Genomic DNA, 18,238 nt, shown 5'->3' with positions numbered 1-18,238 from the left:
GCCCGGTGGGGCCGGCCGGTGGCGATCGCGTCGGCCAGGTCGGACAGCCCCTCCCCGCGCCCCGCCCCGACGCGGCCCGCCGACACCGGGAGGGTCCGCCACGCGCCGTTCGCGGGATGGAGGTCGACGTCTCCGTCGAAACCGTTGGGGTCGGGGACGGACAGGGAGCCCTCCGTGCCGTGCACCTCGATGCGCGGCAGCCGCGCGGCGTGGATGTCGAAGCTCATGACAAGTGTGGTGAGCGCGCCGCCCGCGTGTTCCAGAACTCCGGTGACATGGGTGTCCACCTCCACCGCGAACCGCTCGCCGGCCCGGGGGCCGCTCCCGATCTCCCGCTCGGCGCGCGGCCGGGACGCCGCGCCGGTGACCCGTACGACAGGACCGAGCAGGTGGACGAGCGCCGTGAGGTAGTACGGCCCCATGTCGAGCAGCGGACCGCCGCCGGGCCGGTAGTAGAACTCCGGGTCGGGGTGCCACCGTTCGTGCCCCGCCGTGGTCATGAAGGCGGTCGCGGCGACCGGCCGGCCGATCAGCCCATCGTCCACCGCCTTGCGCGCGGTCTGGACGCCCGTGCCGAGGACGGTGTCCGGCGCGCAGCCGATCCGCAGCCCGTCGGCCTCCGCCGAGGCCAGCAGCGCGTCGGCCTCCTCACGGGTGGCGGTGAGCGGCTTCTCGCCGTACACGTGTTTGCCGACGGCGAGCGCGACCCGCGCCACCTCGGCGTGCACCGCCGGGACGGTCAGGTTCAGGACCGCGTCCACGTCGGACCGTACGACCAGCTCCGCGACCGAACCCGCCACCTCCACACCCGGCACCCGCGCGGCCACGGCCTCGGCACGGCTCGCGTCGAGGTCGGTCACGGCGGTGAGCCGGACGTTCTCCAGCCGCTCCAGGGTGTCCAGATAGGCGCCGCTGATCTTGCCCGCGCCGACCATGCCGATCCTCAGCGGCTCGCCCACAGCAGACCCCTCTCGGTGAGTGTGCGTACCTCGGGTACGTCGAAGTCGTCCGCCTTGTGGCCGATCGTGGAGACGAACACCCGCCCGGCGCCCGCGGTCCTGGTCCAGACGGCGGGCATGGTGACGGCGCGCGGCCGGTCCTCCGCCGCTTCGAAGACGGTGGTCGCCAGGACGTCGATGTCCGGGTCGGTGACCAGCCAGTACTTCTCCGTGTGGACCTGGAAGTCTCCGAGTCCGGCGATGACCGGATGGTCCGCGTGGTCCTCGGCGAGGGTGACGGTGTGGTCGGAGAACCCGGGTGGGTGCATGAGGAACTGACCTCCCGTCAGCAGGGTGTAGCCGACGTCGCCGCGGAAGGAGTCCACGATCCCGCCGTGCCAGCCCGCCAGCCCCGTACCGGCGCGGACCGCCGTGACGAGCCCCGCGCTCTGCTCGCGCGTCAGGCCGCCCATCGTCCAGCACTGCACCACCAGGTCGGTGGCGGCGAGGAGTTCGGCGTCGGCGTAGACGTCCAGGGAGTCGGCGACCTTCACGTCGAACCCGCGCTCCCGCAGGAAGGGCAGGAAGAGATCCGTGATCGTCACGGGGTCGTGCCCCTCCCAGCCGCCCCGGACCACCAGGGCCCGCCTGGCCTCGGATGCCTCGTGTGTCACGGTCGTTGCACGCTCCCGTCGGTGTTGCGCAGCAGGGCCCAGCGGTCGTGCTCCAGGGGCTCGGGCACCGGGTACCGGCGCGCGGCGGCCTCGTCGAAGTCGACGCCGTGACCGGGTGTCTCGTACGGTACGAGGCCGCCGTCCCGGGCCGTGATCGTTCCCGGGAACACCTCGTGGACGGGTGGCTTGAAGACCGCCGCCTCCTGGACACCGAAGGCATGGCTGCTGATGTCCAGCGCCAGCGTGGCGGCCTGGGCCACCGGGCTCACGTCGGCGGGGCCGTGCGGAGCGAGCCGTACGCCCCGCAGCTCGCAGTAGGCCGCCAGCTTCCTGGCCGGGGTGAGCCCGCCGAGCGTGGGGACGCGGATCCGGGCGAAGTCGATGGCGGGCCCCTCCAGCAGCGGCAGGAACTGCCCGATGTCGCTGAAGAGTTCACCCATGGCGAGCGGTACGGAGGAGGTGGCGCGCAGTCCCGCGAAGTGGGACGCGTCCTCCGGGGCCAGCAGATCCTCCACGAAGTACAGCCCCGCGTCCTCGACGCGGCGCAGGAAGTCCCTGGCCTGGCGCGGGTCGAGCCGCTCGTGCACGTCGTGCAGCAGCTCCACGCCGTCCCCGACCCGCTCCCGCACCCCGGTGAGGACGCCGGGCACGGTCCGTACGTACGCGGCGGAGTCCCACGGCACCGAACGGGTGCGCAGCGCCCGGGTGCCGGGGCCGCCGCCCGCCTTCGTGCCGTACGTGTCGGAGCCGGGGACGGCCGCCTGGATCCGGACATGGCGGTAGCCGCGTTCGCGGGCGGCCGTGACCAGGTCCGCGATCTCGGCGGCGTCGGCGCCGTCCACATGGGTGTAGGCCTCGGCGAACGCCCGGACCCGGCCGCCGAACAGGGAGTACAGCGGGGCCCCGAGCCGTTTGGCCTTGAGGTCCCAGAGGGCGACGTCGATGCCGCCCAGCGCGTTCCCGGTCAGGGAACCGCCGCGCCAGTAGGCGCTGTTGAGCATCAGGCGGTGGAGGTCGTCGATGTCGTCGGGGTCGCGTCCGGTGAGCATCGGGGCCAGATAGTCGTCCAGGACGGATCGCACGGCGAGGGTGCGCTGCGGGTCGCTCGCACAGCCCAGGCCGTACAGCCCCGGTTCGTTGGTCTCGACGCGGACGATGAGGTGGGGACAGCCGTGCGGGGCCGTCAGGAACGTGCGTACGGCCGTGATGCGGATCTTGGCGCCGCGTTCCTCGACCCAGGGGGCCGGAGCGAGGATCTCGGAGCGGGCATCAGGCTGAGCCATGCGAACTCCAGCGTACAGATAGCAGGATGGTGTACCGCCATCCGAACGTACGGAGCCCTGGATTCGTTTGTCAATCTATTTGTCAACGACTCTACCAAATGGCGCCGAGCGCGTCTTCAGTGCTGACCGAGCCGTTTGAGGAGGGTGCGCAGCGAGTGCGCGGCCTCGGTCACGGCCCTGGCCACCTCCTCCGCGCGGGCGTCGTCCATCCGGCTCTTGGGCGCGGAGCAGCTGATCGCGTCGCCGCCGCCCTGGGCGGTGCCGAGCGCCACCGCCACGCACCGGATGTCCGGCGAGTTCTCCCCGTCGTCCATCGCCCACCCCCGCAGCCGCGCCTCCGCCAGCTGCCCCAGCAGCTCGTCCGGGTCGGTGACGGTGTCCGGGGTCAGCCGCTCCAGCGGCCAGTTGAGCCGCATCTGCACCTCCGACGCCTCGTACTGGGAGAGCATCGCCTTGCCCAGGGCGGTGGCGTGCGCCGGCAGCCGGCGCCCCACCGCCGAATACATCCGCAGCGCGTGCCGCGACTCGCGTTTGGCCAGGTAGACGACGTCCGTCCCGTCCAGCCTGCCCAGGTGTACGGACTCTCCCGTCTCCTCCGCGAGGGCGTCGAGCACCGGCCCCGCGAGGCTCGCCACGTCGTCGCCCTCCAGATAGGCGGTCCCCGTCAGCAGGGCCTTGAGGCCCAGGCTGTAGCGGGTCCCCGACGCGTCCAGATCCACCCAGCGGCGTGCCTCCATCGTGCGCAGGATCGCGTGCAGGCTGCTCTTGGGCACGGCCATCGCACCGGCCATCTCGGCCAGCGAGAGCCGGGCGCCCTCCGCGCCGAGTAGTTCGAGCACCTCAAGCACCCGAGCGGCGGACTTGACCTCTTCGGGCCTGCGCCCGCGCGCTGCTGCTGCCACCGATTCCACGGAACCTCCGCTTCCCGCACCGGCGCCCCTCGGCGATCCGGTCAGCACGAATCTCGACGTGCGTCTTGACGCTATATCACTACGACCATAAATTCAGTCACTCCAACGCCATTCGGCCTTCTGAACGGTTGATCCTTAGGTAGGGGCCATGCGCATACCTTTCACGCGGAATGTCCGGCTCGCGGTGGTCGCCGCGGCCACCGTCCTCTCACTCACCGGCCTGTCCGCCTGCAGCGGCTCCTCCGGTTCCGGCAGTGACGCGAACTCACTGGAGATGTGGACCTTCAAGCAGTCCCACGTCGGCGCCCTGCGCACCGCGGCCGCCGAGTTCAAGAAGCAGACGGGCGTCACCGTCAAGGTCGAGGCCTACACCCCCGACGACGCGTACACCACCAAGGTGCAGAGCGCGGCGAAGACCGGGGACCTGCCGGACGTGCTCGAAGTGCACTCCGACGGCGAGGACCGCGTGCTCGGGGCGGCCGGGATCCTCTCCGACCTCAGCGGCGACTTCAAGGGCGACTGGGCCGGGCGCGTCCAGCAGTCCGTGCAGCAGTCGGGACTCGTCACCGCACAGCGCTTCAAGGACTCGCAGCCGGCCACCGCCAAGGACCACGGCATCAAGGAGGGACAGCGCTTCAGCGTCCCCCTCACCGTCGGCACCTTCGGCATCGTGTACGGCAACAAGAAGCTGCTGGCCGAGGCGGGCATCAGCAAGCCCCCCGCCGACTGGGAGGGCTTCCTCGCCGCGCTCAGGGCGACCAAGGCCAAGAACCCCACCACCGGCGGCCTCGCCCTCGGCCTCAAGGTCCAGTCCACCGGGCTGAACTGGGTGCTCCAGCCGCTCGCCTTCAGCCAGCTCGGCCAGACCGGCTACGAGAGCCTGTTCGGTGAGAACAAGAACGCCGACTTCGCCTCGCCCAACGGCCTCAAGGTCCTGAACATGTACAACGAGCTGACGCCGTACTGGATGCCGGGCGCCCAGAGCCTCACCATCGACGAGGCCGACCAGGCCTTCGCCCAGGGCAAGGCGGCCTTCGACGTCGGCGGCACCTTCACCCTCGCCTTCCTCCAGCAGAACGGCATGAAGCCGGACGACGTGATCGCCTTCGGCCTGCCCTCCCCGAAGAACGGCGCCATCCCGCACCGCGCGCTCGGCCCGCTCGCGCTCACCGGCCTCAGCCTCACCGCGACGAGCAAGCAGCCCGACAACGCCAAGAAGTGGATGGAGTTCCTCTCCCAGCAGAAGGTCGCCGCGCAGTTCGCGAAGGACGCCTCCGACGTCCCGGCCACCGAGCTGGGCGCCGACGCCGCCACGGTCCTCGGCCCCACGCTCTCCGCGCTGGTCGACAGCTTCAAGGGCACCCCCCGCACCACGTACGACCCCAGCCGCGGCAACGAGTTCCGCGCCCCGGGTTACGAGCAGGACGACGCCGGCGCGATCCTCGCCGACCTGACCCCGCTCAAGCAGCAGTCCGTGGAGGCGACCGCCCGGAAGCTCCGTGAGCTCAACGCCTCCTACTGGGCGGCGGCGCGGCAGTGACCACAGCTCCCCGACAGACCGTGCCGGGGACGGCGGGGACCGGCGGCGAGAGCCCCCGGCCCCCGGCCGGCGCCCCCGGCACGGACGGGACCGGGAAGAGCCGGCGCCCGCGCTCGTACGAGGCCCTCACCGGGTACCTGTTCGTCGGCCCCGCCGTGATCCTCTTCTGCGTCATGGGCCTGTACACCGTGGGGTACGGCTTCGCGCTCAGCTTCGCCACCTGGAACGGCTTCACCCCGAACTGGACCTGGGTCGGCCTCGACAACTACGCCGACCTGCTCTGGCGCAGCCCCGTCTACGCGCCCCGCGTGCGGCACGCGGCCCTCAACACCCTCTGGGTGATGATCGCCTCGCCCGCCCTGACCGTCGCGGTGTCCTTTCCGCTGGCCGTCCTGCTCAACCGGGTCAGGCGGTTCCGGTCCGTCCTGCGCTCGGTGTACTTCCTGCCGTACGTCACCAGTGGTGTCGCGGTCTTCTTCGCCTGGCAGTACATCCTCCAGCCGGACGGCGCGATCAACTACCTGCTGGACAGCGTCGGCCTGGGCTCCCTCAGCCAGCCGCAGGGCTGGCTCGGCAACCCGTCCACCGCCATGCCGACCATGATCGCGGTCACGGTGTGGGGCCACGTGCCGGTCGCGATGCTGCTCTACCTGACCGGACTCCAGGGCATCGACCGCAGCGTGCTGGAGGCCGCGGAACTGGACGGCGCCGGCTGGTGGCGCACCAACGCCTCCGTCATCTGGCCGCTCGTACGGCCGATCACGGCCATCGTCATGCTGCTCAACCTGCGGGAGTCCCTCCAGGGCTTCCAGACCTTCCTGGTGATGACGAACGGCGGCCCGGGGGACCACACCAACGTGCTGGGCCTGGAGGCGTACCGCCTCGCGTTCCTCAAGAACCTCGCGCCCACCCTGGGGCTCGCCAGCGCGCTCGGCTGGATCCTGTTCGCCGCCGCCCTGGTCCTCGCCCTGATCAACCTGCGAGCGCTGCGGAGCAAGACATGACATCGATATCCGTCAAGGCCCGGCCGGGCGCCTCCGACGACAGCCGGGCCCGCACCCGCAGGCGTACGGCCCGCGTGGTGGTCGCCGTCCTGCTGGCGCTCTACGGCCTCGTCAGCGTCTACCCGTTCCTGTGGATGGTGTCCGCGGCCTTCAAGGACCAGATCGAGGTCGTACGCGGCGGCCATCTCATCCCGCAGAACCCGACGTTCGACACGCTCGTCGACACCTGGAACAAACTGCACTTCTTCGACTTCTTCCTGAACAGCCTGCTGGTCACGCTCTACACCGTGGTGCTGACCCTGGTGGTCTACGCGGCGGCCGGCTACGCCTTCGCCGTCCTGCGCTTCCCCGGCCGCGGCCTGCTCCAGAAGCTCTTCGTCTCCCTGCTGTTCGTGCCCGGCATCACGGTGATGCTGCCGATCGTGCTGCTGGAGAACAAGATGGGCATCCTCGGCACCCACTTCGGGCTGGTGCTGCCGTTCGTCAACGGCGGCGCCCCGCTGTCGATCCTGCTGATGACCGGCGCCTTCCTGGCCGTCCCGCTCGAACTGCGCGACTCCGCGCGGGTCGACGGCGCGAGCGAGCTGCGCATCTTCACCAGCGTCTATCTGCCCCTGGCCAGACCGGCGTTGATCACCGTCGGACTGCTGACGGCGATCCCGACCTGGAACGAGTTCCTGCTCACCCGGGTCTCGCTGAACGACCCGTCCACGTACACCCTGCCCCTCGGGCTCCAGACACTCTCGGCGGAGAACGTGCCGCACTACAACAACCTGATGGCCGGCGCCCTCATCGTCGTCATCCCGGTGATCATCCTCTTCCTCAGCCTCCAGCGGTACTTCGTCAACGGACTGGTCGGGGCGGTGAAGGGCTGATGCGTGTCCTGGTCACCGGAGCCGCCGGCCACATCGGGCAGTACGTGCTGGACGAACTCCTGGTCCGGGGGAACGAGATCACCGCCGTCGACCTCGTCCCCGTCGAGGACCCCCGCGTCGCGTGCGTCCACACCGGCGACCTCCAGGACCGCGACCTGGTGCGCAAGGCCATGGACGGCGCCGAGGCGGTGGTCCACCTCGGCGCCATCCCGCACCCCAACAGCGACGACGACGGCGCCCTGTTCGCCACCAACTGCCTCACCGCGCACCGCGTCCTGGACGAGGCGGGCCGCGCCGGGATCCGCCGGGTGGTGGCCGCCTCCAGCCTCTCCGCCGTCGGCCTCGCCTGGTCCCCGGTACCGCAGTCGCCCCGCTACGTGCCGCTCGACGAGGAACACCCCGTCCTCGTCCAGGACCCGTACGGCCTCTCGAAGATCGTGCTGGAGGAGACGGCCCGCGCCACCCACCGGCGGTACGGCACCGACATCGTCTGCATGCGCTTCCCCTTCACCGGCACCGGCGAACGCCTCACCCGCCAGCTCGCCGCCGTACGGGAGGACCCCGCCGCCCACCGGATGGACCTCTGGGGCTGGCTGGACACCCGGGACGCCGCCGCCGCGATCCGCCGCGCGCTCCACGCCGAGCTGCGCGGCTGCCACATTCTCAACGTCGCCGCACCCGACACGTCATCCCCACTGACGACGGCGGCGCTGATGCAGGAGTACCACCCCGGTGTGCCCGTCCTCGCCGAACTGGACGACCACACCTCGCTGTTCGACAGCACGGCCTGCGCCCGGCTGCTGGGGTACGTCCCCCGGTTCGGCTGGCGCGCCGGTCCCGCTTCCCCCACCGGAGAGACCATCCCCAGAGGAGACACCTGATGTCTGCCACCCCACGTCGCAGGCTTTCCCCCACCCGCAGGACCTTCCTGGCCGGCGCCGCCGCGGCCGGAGCCACCGTCCTCGGCGCCCCCACCGCCGGGGCCGCCGGGTCCGTGACGGCCGCCGCCGCCGCGCTCAGCACCAACGTCCACATCTTCTACTACCCGTGGTACGGCTCCCCGAAGGTGCACGGCTCCTGGCGCCACTGGCAGCAGGGCAACCTCACCCCGCCGAACGCCGTGTCCTCCGACTTCTACCCGAAGCTCGGCGCGTACGACTCCGGGGACCGCGCCGGAGCCGTCGACCAGCACATGCGCTGGATGCGCGCCGCCGGCACCGGAGTGCTCGTCACCAGCTGGTGGGGGCGCGGCAGTTACGAGGAGTCGCTGTCCCGGGTCGTGCTGGACGCCGCCGCCGCGGCCGGGCTCAAGGTCGCCTGGCACATCGAACCGTACGGGGGCCGCACCGCCGCCTCCGTCGCGGACGACGTCCGCTACCTCGTCAACACGTACGGCAGCCACCCCGCGTACTACCGGGACGCCGCCCACGGCAACCGCAACGCCTTCTACGTCTTCCAGAGCCTCAACATCCCCGACTGGACGGCGATCGAGGCGGTCAAGAGCCTCGGCATCGTGCTCACCCAGACCACCGACACGTCCAAGGCCGCGCATTTCGGCGGGATGTACACCTACGACGGCATCGCCGCCGCCTCGCTGCCCAACTGGAGCGGTGTCGACCGCTTCTGCACCGCGAACGGCCTGGTCTGGTCGCCGTCCTTCGGCCCCGGGTACATCGACGACCGCGCCGTGCCCGGCAACACCACGCCGACCGTCGGGCGCGCGAACGGCACGACGTACGACCGGGTGTGGCAGCACACCCTGACCAGCGGCGCCACCGGCAGGCCGCCGACCTGGGTCAGCATCACCTCGTTCAACGAGTGGCACGAGGGCAGCCAGATCGAGCCCGCCAGCGCCACCCCGCCGTCCGTCCTCCCCTACCAGACGTACAACGGGGCGTATGGAAAGACCGGGGCCGCCGCCGAGACGGCGTACATCGAGCGGACCCAGTACTGGGTCCAGCAGTACGTGGCACAACGCCCCGCCTGACGCCGCGCACGCCCCTGACCCCGGAGGTCGTCATGTTCCGTCAGAGAGCCGCCCGCGACAGAGCCGTCCGGCGCAGATCTCACCGGACGCTCCCGCTCCTACTGCTTCTGATCATCGCGCTGGTCGCGCCCACCGCCGCGACCGCCGCACCCCGCGCCGCCGGCCCCGACATGTACCCGCACGGTGTCGGTGCCGACCTCGGACCCACCCCGAAGACCCTCGGCGTCACCCCCACCGCGGGCGACGACCCGGCGGGCCTGGTCACCGGCGAGGTGGACGGCAGGACCTACTGGCAGACCGACCACGCGGCCGGCACCGGCCACCTGGACTTCACCCTCGCAGCCGACTACCTCGCGCGGCTCACCTCCACGACGGCCGTCTTCAGCGTCACCTACCGCGACACCGGCACGGGCTCCCTGGAACTGCGCCCGGCCGGCGGCGGCACCCCCGCCCGCACGGCCTTCACCGGCACCGGCACCTGGCGGACCAGCACCTTCGACGTCACCGCCGCCGACGCGGAGGCCGGCCCGCTGCGCCTCAGCGGCTCGGACGGGGACAGTGCCCGGGACATCACCGTCGCCGCCGTCCGCGTCGGCACCCCCGGCGCGTCCGTCGCGCTGGGCACCGCCGTACGGTCCGACGGCGTCAGCCCGCGCGCGGGTGACGCCTCGACCGGGCTGGTCACCGGGGAGCAGGACGGGCGCGGCTACTGGCGGACGAACCGGTCCGCGCCCGCCCCCGGCCTCAACTTCTTCTACATGAACGTCGCCGACACGTTCCTCTACAACACCACCGACACCGTCCTCGTCAGCGTCGACTACTTCGACGAGGGCAGTGGCAGCCTCGCCCTGCACTACGACTCACCGGGCGACACCATCCCCGACATGTTCAAGTCCTCCGAGGTCTTCACGTACGGAGACACCAAGACCTGGAAGACCCACACGTTCACACTCGACGACGCCCTGATGACCAACCGCTCCAACGGCTCGGACTTCCGTGTCCACACCGCCGATTCGGCCGTGGAGCTGAAGGTCGCCGCCGTCCGGATCACCGTCATCCCGGCCGAACTCAAGCCCACCGAGGGCCTGGAACTCCTCATCTCCGAGGCGCGGCGGGTCCACACGGCCGCCCGCGAGGGCACCAGGGACGGCCAGTTCCCGGCCGGCGCCAAGAACACCCTGGCCGCCGCGATCGCCGCCGCGCAGCGGACCGCCGACGGCCAGGACACCACCGAGGCACAGCTCAGGGCCGCGCTGCTGACCCTCGACACCGCGCTGCGGACCTTCCGCGGCTCGGCGCTGACCACCAACCTCGCCCGTACGGCGAAGGTCACCGCGAGCAGCACCTCGGCGGGTTCCCCGCAGGCGGTGACCGACGGCGACGCGGGCAACGGCTGGACGAGCGGCGAGGACGGCGCGGGTGAATGGCTCCAGGCGGACCTCGGCAAGGCCCTCACGGTCAACGAGGTGAAGATCGCCTGGGGTTCGGCCTTCTCGCCCGACTACACCGTGCGCGTCTCGCGGGACGGCAAGGACTTCACCACCGTCGGCCACAACGGGGCCATCGGCGGCAAGACCATCCGCACCGCCTTCGAGCCGGTGAGCATCCGCTACGTCCGGCTGAACGTGACCGGCTACTCCGCCGGTTCGAAGAGCGTCACGGTCGGTGAGCTGGAGGTCAGGCGGCAGCGCGCCGTCCGCCCCGAACCCCGTCTCGTCAGGACCGTCCACCCCGTCGAGTCACCGGTCGTCGCCGACTTCGACGCCCGCGACTACGGCGCCGACCCGAAGGGCGTCAAGGACTCCACCAAGGCGATCCAGCAGGCGCTGTACGACTGCTACGACGCGGGCGGCGGCACGGTCTGGCTGCCGTCGGGGACGTACCGCGTCACCACGTCCGTCGAGGTCCACTCCTTCTGCACGCTGCGCGGCGACCGGCGCGATCCCGACGTGGGCAGGGGGAGTTACGGCACGGTCGTCTCGGCGGACTTCCCGCCCGGCGCGGACGGGCCCGTCCTCTTCCGGATCGGCGGCAGCGCCGGGGTCATGGGCGTCACCACCTACTACCCCCGGCAGAACGCGGCCGACCCCGTGCCGTACAACTCCACCTTCGAGATCCCGGGCGACGCGTGGATCGGCAACGAGAACTACATGATGGCCACCGTCGCCGACGTGACCATGCTCAACTCGTACCGGGGCGTGGGCGTCAGCACGATGCCCAACGACCAGGGCCTCGCACCGAGCGCCGGACAGGTCCACGAGTCGACCACCCTGCGGAACATCAAGGGCACGGTCCTCTCCGAGGGCTTCCGCGCCTACAACGGCGCCGACGTCGGTACGTGGGAGAACATCACCCTCGACAACGGCTACTGGGCGAAGGCCCCGGCCGCCTACCACCCGCCGAAGCGCGCCGCGCTCGACACCTGGACCCGCGCCCACGGCACCGGCTTCGTCCTCGGTGACCTGGAGTGGGACCAGTTCTACAAGATCAAGGCGGCCGACTACCGGACCGGCATCCACATCGTGCCGGGCCAGCGGGCCTCGTTCACCGGCACCTTCCTCCAGGCCGACATCCGCCGCACGGACGTCGCCGTGGAGGCGGAGAGCTTCGACTCCCGCTGGGGGCTGTCGTTCGCGGCGAGCACCCTGGAGGGCAGCGAGGCGGCCGTACGGAACAAGGCCCAGGCCTATGTGAAACTGACGGACACCGACGTGACCGGCGAGGTCTCCGGCATCGTCCACAGGATGGCGGGCGCCGTCCCGCGCTACGAACAGACGGCGCTGCCCAAACCCGCCCGCGCGGCCCTGTACGACGTGACGAAGGCGCCCTTCGCCGCGCCCGTGGGGCACGGGATCCCGCCCACGCGCGACGCCACCGCCCGGATCCAGCGGGCCCTGGACCAGGCCGGCCGGGACGGCGGCGGCACGGTCTACCTGCCCGCCGGGTGGTACCGGATCGACAGCCACCTCCGGGTCCCGGCCGGGGTCGAGCTGCGCGGCGCCTCCGCCGTACCGAACCGCGACCTGAACGGCGCGAGCGGCGGCACGGTCCTGATGGCGTACGAGGGCAGGAACACCCCGAGCCCCGACACCGCCACCGCCCTGGTCACCCTCGGCGGGACGAACGCGGGCGTGCGCGGGCTGCGCGTCCTGTACCCGGAGAACAACCCCGCCGAGACCGCTCCCGGCGAGGACGGCAGCCCCGTGCCCTACCCGTACGCCGTGCGCGGCGCCGGGACCGGCACGTACGCGATCGACCTCGGTCTGCCCAACGCGTGGAACGGTGTCGACATGGCCGCCCACCGCAACGACCGCTTCACCGTGCGCAAGCTGGCGGGCGCGGTCTTCAACCGGGCGATCAGCGTGGGGAAGAGCGACCGGGGCCGGATCGAGGGCGTGCTGAACAACGGCAACGCCGTCGGGCGTGTCGGGTACGCGCTGCCGAACTGGGTGCTGGAGAGCAACATCTTCCCGCAGGTCATCGACGATCCGATGCGGCTCAGGGCGCAGATCGTGACGGTCGACGGGGCCACCCGGCTGACGGTGTTCAACGCCTTCGCGTACGGCTTCCACCACGGTCTGGTCGTCACGTCCGGTGACGTACGGGCCTTCAACCTGGGCACCGACAACCTCGGCGCCGACGGCTTCACGGTGAAGGCGGACGGCGGTGACGTCACCGCGGTCAACGTCATGCGCTACAACGGCGCCACCAGCAGCGGAAAGGCGAAGCTCTACAACGTCATGGCCATCAACATGGTCCAGCAGGCGGTGACCGCGACCGCCGAGCCCGCCGGGGCGGGGACCGTACGGCTCGGGGGCAACGAGTCCGAGCCGGGCCGCTACGAGAAGGGCAGCCGGGTGACCGCCACGGCGGTGCCGGCGGCCGGACAGCGGTTCGTCCGGTGGACCGTGAACGGCGAGGAGGTCCCCGGCGGCGCCGAGGTCACCCTCGACGTGACCGCCGACCTCGCGGTGACGGCGCACTTCGCGCCGGTGGCCGGGGAGTGAGCGACCGGCCGTTCCCCGCCCCTGACCGGGCGGGGAACGGCCGGGTTAGGCTGCGGATGTTCGACGCGCAGCACAGATACGGAGCACGTGCCCATGGAAACCGCACCCCTCACGCACCGGGACGCCAGGGCGTCCGACACCGAGACCCTCGTCGCCCTCATAGAGTCGGCGTACCGGGGCGAGAGCAGCCGGGCCGGGTGGACCACCGAGGCGGACATCCTCCACGGGCAGCGCACGGACCCGCAGGGGGTGCTCGCGGTGATCGGGTCGACCGCCGGTCGGCTGCTGGTCTTCGAGCGGGACGGCGAGACGGTCGCCTGCTGTCAGCTCGAACACCGGGGTGAGGTCGCCTACTTCGGCATGTTCGCCGTCCGGCCCACCGCCCAGGGCGGCGGCCTCGGCAAGCAGGTCATGTCCGACGCCGAGCGGGTCGCGCGGGAGACCTGGGGGGTGACCGAGATGCAGATGACCGTCATCTCGGTGCGGGACGAACTGATCGCCTGGTACGAGCGGCGCGGCTACCGCCGTACGGGAAAGATGACACCGTTCCCGTACGGCGACGACCGCTTCGGCATCCCGCAGCGCGACGACCTGGAGTTCGAGCTGCTGGTCAAGACGCTCGGCTGAGCGCGCGCCCACAGCACCCGGAGAGCCCGCAGCGCCCGCAGGACTCTCAGGAATCTCAGGGGGTCGGCGTCGAGCCGTACGCGGTCAGGAACCGGTCGCGGAACTGGTCCATCCGCCAAACGGGCGCGTCGGGCCCGGGCTCGATCCCGTCCTGCCAGCCCCAGCCCGAGATCCGGTCGAGCACCTTGGGGTCGTGGGCGACCAGCGCGATCGGGACGTCACGCCCGAAGGCGTTGTGCGTGACCGCCGGGACCGGCTGGTGGTCGCCGAGGAAGACGAGCACGGTGTTCTTGTCGCCGTACTTGACGACGTAGTCGACGAGGTTGCTCACCGTGTACTCGACGGAGTGCGCGTACTCGGCGCGCACCTGCTTGGGGTCCTTCCACACCTCGGCGCGGGTCTTGCCCTCCGTCTTGATCCCCTCGTACACCGAGCCGTCCCCGACCTGGTCCCAGCCGATCGTCTTCGGCAGCGGCGCCCACGGGTTGTGGCTGGAGACGAGGATGATCTCCGCCATCAGCGGCTCACGGTCCTTCTTGCCGTGCTCCAGCCGCTCGAAGGCCGACAGGCTGTACTGGTCGGGGATGGGCGACCAGCCGAACTTGGGCCCCTGGTAGCCGAGGTGGTCGGAGTCGTAGACGTGGTCGAGGCCGTAGAACTTCCCCTCGGGCCAGGACTGGGTCACCCCCGGCATGATGCCGACCGTCCGCCAGGCGTCGGTGCGCTTGAAGGCGCTGGTGAGGGACATCCGGTCGCTCGTGGTGATGGAGTCGTACCCCTGCTGGTTCTTGATCCACAGACCCGTGTTGAAGGTGGAGTGGGCGAGCCAGCTGCCGCCGCCGTACGTCGGGGAGGTGAGGAAGGCGCTGCGGGAGGAGAACCCGGCCTTGCGCAGCTTCTCCGTACCGTCCGTGAGCATCGCCCCGACCTCCGCCGACGTCTGCGGTTCCTCCAGCGCGTTGCGTCCGTAGCTCTCGACGAACGCGAAGATGACGTCCTTGCCGCGCAGCGCGGTCAGGAGCTGGTCGGGCGGCGTGTCCGCGAAGTGGTCGACGGCGGCGGCCCTGGACAGCTCCCGCTGGTCCCGCCAGCTCTCGCCGACCAGCCGCGCGTGGTGGTCGACGAGGGCGGCGGCGTTCCTGGCGGCGACGGGCGCGCCGGCGATCTGCGCGCCGAGGGCCGCGCAGGCGATCCAGGCGGTGCCGAGGACGGCGGTGGTACGGAACGTCACGCCGCGGTGCCGTGCCAGAAGGCCGCTCAGCCGGACGACGGCCAGCGTCATCAGGACGAGTACGGCCACCACGAGGACGACCACCCCGATCACGGCACCGATCGCGGCGGCCCCGCCGACCGAGTCCCGGACGAACGCCTCGCCGTCGTCGAACAGGACCCAGTCGAGCCGGATGTCGAACGGCCGGTCGAAGTTCGAGTAGAAGCCCATGTCGAGGAAGTTGAGCAGGGTCAGCAGCCCGAGGCCGATCCCGAACAGTATCGCCGCCACCCGCCGCGGCCTCGGCGGCAGGACCACCAGGACGACCGCCGCGAGGAGGCCTTCCACCGGAATGCGGCCGAAGGCGCCGGGGGTGAGGCGGTCGAGGTTGTCGGGCAGCAGGAGGGCGGTGAGCACCAGCAGGGCGGACAGGACGGTGAGGACCCGCGCCACGGCCGGGCGCCGGAACCACCGGTCACCACCACCGCCGCCGGTGCCGTCCGGTGCTGACGGACCGTCACCGGCGCTGGTCGTGGTGTCCGGCCGCTGGCGGGAGTGCGTGAAGAGAGGCAACCCGGGGATCCTTCCGTGCGAGGCCCGCTGAGGGCACGGCGGACCCGGTTCGGAAGTGGGGGCCGCCGTCAGGGGTACGGGCCGCCGGCGGTTTCGGTTCAATCACCACGGATCTGATTCAGGCGGATGTACGCCCCATGCGCCGGATCTCCGGGAAGTCCGTGGTGACACCTGCCAGTCCGAACGCCCGCGCGAGCCGCAACTGCTCCCGCGTGTTGACCACCCAGCCGATCACCCGGATCCCCTCGGCGTCCGCGCGCTCGACGGTCTCCAGCGTCAGCCGGCGGACGTTCAGGGCCAGCGTGGCCGCGCCCACCGCCTTCGCCCGGTCGACCACGTCCGTGCCCCAGCGGCTGGCGATCAGCACGGTCCGTACGTCCGGTACGAGCGCGGCGATCTCGGCGACCGCCTCGTCGTGGAACGACGACACCTCGACCCGCCCGGCCAGGTCCCGCCGGCGCATCACCCCGGCGAGCGCCCGGGCCGCCGCCGCGTCCTTGATCTCCGCCTGGATCGGGGACCCCACGGCGTCCAGGACCTCCTCGAAGACGGGGATCCGCTCCCCGCCCCCGGCGTCCAGCTCGCGCAGCTCGGCGAGGGTCCGTTCGGCGATCGCGCCGGTGCCGTCGGTCGTACGGTCCACGTCCGTGTCGTGCATGACGACCAGGGCGCCGTCCTTGCTCAGGTGCAGATCGAGTTCGAGGGCGTCCATACCGGCCCGCTCGGCGTGCAGGAAGGAACGCAGGGTGTTCTCCGGCTCGACCCCCATCACCCCGCGGTGCCCGATGATCTGGAAATTCACGGTCGTCTCGCTCCCGTCGACGGCGGCCACCGCGCGGCGCGCGATGCTCACGCGGCACGGCGGCAGCCTAGTGGTCGTGGGACCGGCAGGGGGCCCGCCCGTGCCGCGCCAGTGGCGGGCAGGAAAAACTGCGGCGACCATAGGGGGAGGGAAGGATAATTTCCCTTGGTTGCCTTGTATAGGAGAACTTCGCACATATACGCTGTCTTGACGCAAGATTCTCCTGTGGAGGAAGTGACATGACGGAAATTCTTGAGCAGGACCCCGCTGGGCGCCGCATATTCGGCGATGCCCCGGTGACCGCTCACCCGGCCTGGCCGGAGCTCAAGAGCGCCGTCGAGGAGATCCGCCCCTGGCAGTCCAAGGACGGCTCCGTGGACTTCGACGCCGAGGGCGCGCCGACGCGTGCCGAGGCCGGAGCCGCCGTCGAGCGGGTGATCGCCGCCGTCGAGCAGCTCGCCCCGCTCCTGCCGCACGACGCCGCCTACCACACCGCCCTCGTCGCGGACCTGCGCCAGTGGGCCGCCGGCGGCTTCGCCGTACCGGACTTCCTGGACTCGCTCCTCGCCTTCCGGCCCGCCGCCGACCGCGTGGACGGCCTCCAGCACCTGGCGGTCTTCCCCATGTACACGCAGAACGGCAACCCGGACCGCAACCTCGAGGCGGTCGTGCTGCGCATGGTCTGGCCCGACTGGCTGGCCGAGCTGGAGCGCACGCGCTACGACAACCCGCTGTTCTGCGGCATCACCTTCGAGGACTTCACCGCCGGGTACGACACGAACTCGGCCGTGTTCTTCCCCGAGACCATCGCCGTGCGCGAGGCCCCCGAGCGCTTCAGCTGGGGCGGCATCTTCTGCGACCGCGAGGCCGCCCGCTTCCGCCGGGTCACCGAGGCCGCCGTCGGTGTCCTCGGCGTCGAACTGCCCGACGACATCCGGGAGATGGTCGCCGACCAGGAGCGCTGCCAGCAGGCCTTCGTGCTCTGGGACATGATCCACGACCGCACCCACAGCCACGGCGACCTGCCCTTCGACCCCTTCATGATCAAGCAGCGCCAGCCGTTCTGGATGTACGGCCTCGAAGAGCTGCGCTGCGACCTCACGGCGTTCCGCGAGGCCGTCCAGCTGGAGGCCGACGGCTTCCCGCAGGGCCGTGACGTGCAGTACGCGATCCTCTTCGACCGGATGTTCCGCTTCCCGGTCACGGGAGCGCGCGAGCGCAACTACGACGGTCTCGGCGGTCAGCTCCTCTTCGCCTACCTGCACCAGCACGACGTGGTGCGCTGGACGGACAACACCCTGCGCATCGACTGGGAGCGCGCCCCGGAGGTCACCAAGCGGCTCTGCGCGGAGATCGAGGACCTGTACCGGGCGGGCATCGACCGCCCCAAGCTGGTCCACTGGTTCGCCGCGTACGACCTGGTCTCCGCCTACCTGTCCCCGCACCCCGGGTCCCGGTGGGCCAAGGGCCCCGACGCTCTCGACCTGACCCAGCCGCCCCGTAAACTGGTGGACGACGTGCTGCCGGACGAATTCCCGCTCAGCATGTTCTACGAGGCGCTGTCCAAGAAATTGAAGAACGTGATCGCCTCAACCAAGGGGATCACCGCGACGAGCACCGAGCGAGTGGCCGCGTGAGCACGCGCGAGCCGGAGGCGACGGTCATGGACGAGGCGACGGTCATGGACGAGAACGGCGAGCCCAACGCGAGCTGGTGGATCGAGGGCAGCGGCAGGCTGGACGGCGCCGTGATCGCCGTCGCCGGGGCCGCGGGCCCGGCGGGCCGCGCCGCCCTGCTGAGGCTGGCC

14 protein-coding genes are annotated in these 18,238 nt (G+C 71.2%); 8 read left to right on the top strand and 6 right to left on the bottom strand.

From position 1 onward, the window contains the following. From GT042_RS15480 to GT042_RS15465, 4 genes are all read right to left on the bottom strand, one after another. Nucleotides 1-959, bottom strand: a 959-nt coding sequence (locus tag GT042_RS15480; protein WP_161309289.1) for a Gfo/Idh/MocA family oxidoreductase, incomplete at its 3' end; no start/stop codon positions are given. Continuing rightward, on the bottom strand, nucleotides 944-1,612 hold the full coding sequence (locus GT042_RS15475) for a ThuA domain-containing protein (RefSeq protein WP_345943783.1): 669 nt from the start codon (nucleotides 1,610-1,612) through the stop codon (nucleotides 944-946). The genes GT042_RS15475 and GT042_RS15480, both read right to left, overlap by 16 nt. After that, on the bottom strand, nucleotides 1,609-2,895 hold the full coding sequence (locus GT042_RS15470) for an enolase C-terminal domain-like protein (protein WP_161309288.1): 1,287 nt from the start codon (nucleotides 2,893-2,895) through the stop codon (nucleotides 1,609-1,611). Before GT042_RS15470 ends, GT042_RS15475 begins: the two co-directional genes overlap by 4 nt. A 116-nt stretch (nucleotides 2,896-3,011) precedes the next feature. Then, complete coding sequence (locus tag GT042_RS15465) at nucleotides 3,012-3,797, bottom strand: IclR family transcriptional regulator (RefSeq protein ID WP_345943782.1); 786 nt, start codon at nucleotides 3,795-3,797, stop codon at nucleotides 3,012-3,014. Nucleotides 3,798-3,954: 157 nt separating this feature from the next. On the opposite strand from GT042_RS15465, the gene GT042_RS15460 reads away from it, so the two are divergent. From GT042_RS15460 to GT042_RS15430, 7 genes are all read left to right on the top strand, one after another. Then, nucleotides 3,955-5,346: an extracellular solute-binding protein gene (locus GT042_RS15460; protein WP_161309286.1), complete on the top strand. Its 1,392-nt coding sequence runs from the start codon at nucleotides 3,955-3,957 to the stop codon at nucleotides 5,344-5,346. Beyond that, on the top strand, nucleotides 5,343-6,350 hold the full coding sequence (locus GT042_RS15455; RefSeq protein ID WP_345943781.1) for a sugar ABC transporter permease: 1,008 nt from the start codon (nucleotides 5,343-5,345) through the stop codon (nucleotides 6,348-6,350). Before GT042_RS15460 ends, GT042_RS15455 begins: the two co-directional genes overlap by 4 nt. Next, nucleotides 6,347-7,225, top strand: a complete 879-nt coding sequence (locus GT042_RS15450) for a carbohydrate ABC transporter permease (RefSeq protein ID WP_161309285.1) — start codon at nucleotides 6,347-6,349, stop codon at nucleotides 7,223-7,225. The genes GT042_RS15455 and GT042_RS15450 overlap by 4 nt, the downstream gene beginning before the upstream one ends. Next, complete coding sequence (locus GT042_RS15445; RefSeq protein ID WP_161309284.1) at nucleotides 7,225-8,106, top strand: NAD(P)-dependent oxidoreductase; 882 nt, start codon at nucleotides 7,225-7,227, stop codon at nucleotides 8,104-8,106. The genes GT042_RS15450 and GT042_RS15445 overlap by 1 nt, the downstream gene beginning before the upstream one ends. Continuing rightward, the gene (locus tag GT042_RS15440) at nucleotides 8,106-9,212 is read left to right on the top strand and encodes a glycoside hydrolase family 99 protein (protein WP_161309283.1); all 1,107 of its coding nucleotides are present in this window, start codon (nucleotides 8,106-8,108) and stop codon (nucleotides 9,210-9,212) included. Before GT042_RS15445 ends, GT042_RS15440 begins: the two co-directional genes overlap by 1 nt. 32 nt (nucleotides 9,213-9,244) lie before the next feature. Then, entirely contained in the window at nucleotides 9,245-13,219 is a 3,975-nt protein-coding gene (locus GT042_RS15435; RefSeq protein ID WP_161309282.1) for a glycosyl hydrolase family 28-related protein, read from the top strand. A 93-nt stretch (nucleotides 13,220-13,312) separates the two neighbouring features. Further along, entirely contained in the window at nucleotides 13,313-13,846 is a 534-nt protein-coding gene (locus GT042_RS15430) for a GNAT family N-acetyltransferase (protein WP_161309281.1), read from the top strand. Nucleotides 13,847-13,901: 55 nt separating this feature from the next. Here GT042_RS15430 and GT042_RS15425 read toward each other — a convergent pair whose 3' ends face one another. After that, complete coding sequence (locus tag GT042_RS15425) at nucleotides 13,902-15,629, bottom strand: sulfatase (protein ID WP_237530826.1); 1,728 nt, start codon at nucleotides 15,627-15,629, stop codon at nucleotides 13,902-13,904. Between the two features lie 118 nt (nucleotides 15,630-15,747). After that, nucleotides 15,748-16,398, bottom strand: coding sequence for a glycerophosphodiester phosphodiesterase family protein (locus tag GT042_RS15420; RefSeq protein WP_161309291.1), 651 nt, complete (start codon nucleotides 16,396-16,398; stop codon nucleotides 15,748-15,750). A gap of 272 nt (nucleotides 16,399-16,670) precedes the next feature. Here GT042_RS15420 and GT042_RS15415 point away from each other — a divergent pair, with 272 nt between their 5' ends. Beyond that, entirely contained in the window at nucleotides 16,671-18,068 is a 1,398-nt protein-coding gene (locus tag GT042_RS15415) for a DUF6421 family protein (protein WP_202532802.1), read from the top strand. The last annotated feature ends 170 nt before the right edge of the window (nucleotides 18,069-18,238 follow it).

It is taken from the genome of Streptomyces sp. SID3212 (assembly GCF_009865405.1).
In the GTDB taxonomy this organism is placed as follows: Bacteria; Actinomycetota; Actinomycetes; order Streptomycetales; family Streptomycetaceae; genus Streptomyces.
Note: the sequence above shows the minus strand (reverse complement) of the source record. Positions and strands in the feature narration are given on the sequence as shown.

What these genes read in the sequence shown, in the direction of transcription:
- GT042_RS15470 (WP_161309288.1), bottom strand. Translation starts at nt 2,895, where the DNA reads ATGGCTCAGCCTGATGCCCGCTCCGAGATCCTCGCTCCGGCCCCCTGG.
- GT042_RS15460 (WP_161309286.1), top strand. Translation starts at nt 3,955, where the DNA reads ATGCGCATACCTTTCACGCGGAATGTCCGGCTCGCGGTGGTCGCCGCG.
- GT042_RS15450 (WP_161309285.1), top strand. Translation starts at nt 6,347, where the DNA reads ATGACATCGATATCCGTCAAGGCCCGGCCGGGCGCCTCCGACGACAGC.
- GT042_RS15445 (WP_161309284.1), top strand. Translation starts at nt 7,225, where the DNA reads ATGCGTGTCCTGGTCACCGGAGCCGCCGGCCACATCGGGCAGTACGTG.
- GT042_RS15440 (WP_161309283.1), top strand. Translation starts at nt 8,106, where the DNA reads ATGTCTGCCACCCCACGTCGCAGGCTTTCCCCCACCCGCAGGACCTTC.
- GT042_RS15435 (WP_161309282.1), top strand. Translation starts at nt 9,245, where the DNA reads ATGTTCCGTCAGAGAGCCGCCCGCGACAGAGCCGTCCGGCGCAGATCT.
- GT042_RS15430 (WP_161309281.1), top strand. Translation starts at nt 13,313, where the DNA reads ATGGAAACCGCACCCCTCACGCACCGGGACGCCAGGGCGTCCGACACC.
- GT042_RS15420 (WP_161309291.1), bottom strand. Translation starts at nt 16,398, where the DNA reads ATGGGGGTCGAGCCGGAGAACACCCTGCGTTCCTTCCTGCACGCCGAG.
- GT042_RS15415 (WP_202532802.1), top strand. Translation starts at nt 16,671, where the DNA reads ATGACGGAAATTCTTGAGCAGGACCCCGCTGGGCGCCGCATATTCGGC.